We start from the raw sequence: 2061 nt of genomic DNA, 5'->3' as shown, positions 1-2061 counted from the left end.
CTTCTTCAGCTCGGCGTCGGCCTTGGTGCGGGCCTCCTTGGAGAGCTTGGTCTTCTTGATGCGCTTCTCAAGCTCGATCAACTCGTCGCGGCTGTCGTCCTGCTCGCCCAGCTCGCGCTGGATCGCCTTCATCTGTTCGTTCAGGTAGTACTCGCGCTGGGTCTTCTCCATCTGACGCTTCACGCGGTTACGGATCTTCTTTTCCGTCTGCATGACGCTGATCTCGCCCTCCATCAGGGCGTAGACCTTCTCCAGGCGCTTCACGACATTGAATATCTCCAGCAGGTTCTGCTTCTCGGAGATCTTGACCGACAGGTGCGAGGCGATGCGGTCGGCCAGCTCGCCGGGCGAGTCGACCTGGGGCATGGAGGCCAGGGCCTCCGGCGGCACCTTCTTGTTGAGCTTCACATAGTTCTCGAACTGCTCGACGACCGCGCGCGACAGCGCCTCGGCTTCCGTCGAGGCCGCGCCGTCCTCGGAGATGAAGGCGACCTCGGCTTCGTAGAACTCGGCTTGATCGGTGAACTTGGAAATCCCGGCGCGCGCCTTGCCTTCCACCAGCACCTTCACGGTGCCGTCGGGCAGCTTCAGCAGTTGCAGGACCGAAGCCACGACGCCGACGTCGTAGATCGCCTCGGGCGACGGATCGTCGTCGTCCTTGTCCTTCTGGGTGGCGAGCAGGATCTGCTTGCCGGGGGCCTTCATGGCCTCCTCGAGAGCTCGAACGGACTTTTCGCGGCCCACGAAGAGCGGCACCGGCTGGTGCGGGAAGACAACGATGTCCCGCAGCGGGAGGATGGGAAGAGTCTTGATCTCAGACATGTGCATCTACTCCTGGTGGGCCCCCTTCCAAAGCAGGGCCCGTCCCATATTCCGACCGGGTTCCCCCAGACGATGTGTCTGAGTCGGTCGGCCCGTCCGCCCAGCTTGGGCGAATTGTCGGCCATTTATGTGGACGCTTTGGCCCCCTCTACAAGCTGAGCCGGAGTGTCCGCGACAATGCGTCTGGATAGTGTGACGCCCGTGACCCAGAAATGGTGCGCCACGGCAACACCTGCAAGGGCCGCCACGCACGCTCTCGCCGTGAGAACCGGCCTTCCCAAGCGCCGGGGACCGTCCCACTGTCGCGCCAGGCGGCCGACGGGAGGTTGGACATGCTGGAAGGTCTGAAGGTCGTGGAGTTCGCCACCTATGTGGCGGGGCCGGGCGCGGCGGCGGTGATGGCCGACTGGGGCGCCGAGGTGATCAAGGTGGAGAGCGCGGCGGGCGATCCCATGCGGGCCTTCTATCCCGACACACCCGAACAGCCAGGCAATCCCGTCTTTTCCAACGACAATCGCGGCAAGCGCGGGATCGTGCTGGACACGGGGACGCCGGAGGGCCGCGAGGCCCTGGTGCGTATCCTGGCCGACGCCGACGTCTTCATCACCAACCTGCGGCCCGGGGCCCTGAAGCGGGCGCGGCTGGACTATGACAGCCTGAAGGCGGAGCTGCCGCGGCTGGTCTACTGCAGCGTCTCGGGCTATGGCCTGGACGGCGAGGCCGTCGACCTGCCGGCCTTCGATATCACCGCCTTCTGGGCCAAGGGCGGCGTGGCCGCGGCCACCATCCCCAGCGATGTGACGCCCTTCAACTGCCGCCCGGGCTTTGGCGACCACGTCACCGCGCTGGCGGCGCTGTCGGCCGTGCTGGCGGCGCTGCGGGCACGGGATACAACCGGCCAGGGACGGCTGGTGGAGACATCCCTGATCCGCACCGGAACCTACGCGGTGAGCTGGGACCTGGCGGTTCAACTCCGCTACGGCGAGGTGAAGACCGCCCAGCCTCGGCGTGAGGCCGTGAGCCCCCTCTCCGGCTACTTCCGTACGGCGGACGGGCGCTGGTTCTCCATGGTCCCCCGTGGGGCCGACCCGTGGCGTCCCGTGGCCCAGGCGGTAGACCGACCGGACCTGGCCGAGGACCCGCAGTTCCGCGATCCGCTCTGGCGCATGGCCAATGTGGGCCAGGTCCTCGACATCCTCGACGAGGGATTCGGCAAGCTGACCCTGGCGGAGGTCAGCG

Annotated in this window: 2 protein-coding genes; one reads left to right on the top strand and one right to left on the bottom strand. The window is 66.5% G+C overall.

All coding sequences use genetic code 11. From position 1 onward, the window contains the following. Window positions 1-822, bottom strand: an 822-nt coding sequence (locus tag Q7T09_RS13290) for an LON peptidase substrate-binding domain-containing protein (protein WP_304700326.1), incomplete at its 3' end; no start/stop codon positions are given. 332 nt (window positions 823-1154) lie between these two features. Here Q7T09_RS13290 and Q7T09_RS13285 point away from each other — a divergent pair. Further along, window positions 1155-2061, top strand: a 907-nt coding sequence (locus Q7T09_RS13285) for a CaiB/BaiF CoA-transferase family protein (RefSeq protein ID WP_304700324.1), incomplete at its 3' end; no start/stop codon positions are given.

This window comes from Phenylobacterium sp., assembly GCF_030645195.1.
Lineage (GTDB): Bacteria > Pseudomonadota > Alphaproteobacteria > Caulobacterales > Caulobacteraceae > Phenylobacterium.
The sequence above is the reverse complement of the archived record's forward strand: the minus strand, read 5'-3'. Positions and strand labels throughout refer to the sequence as shown.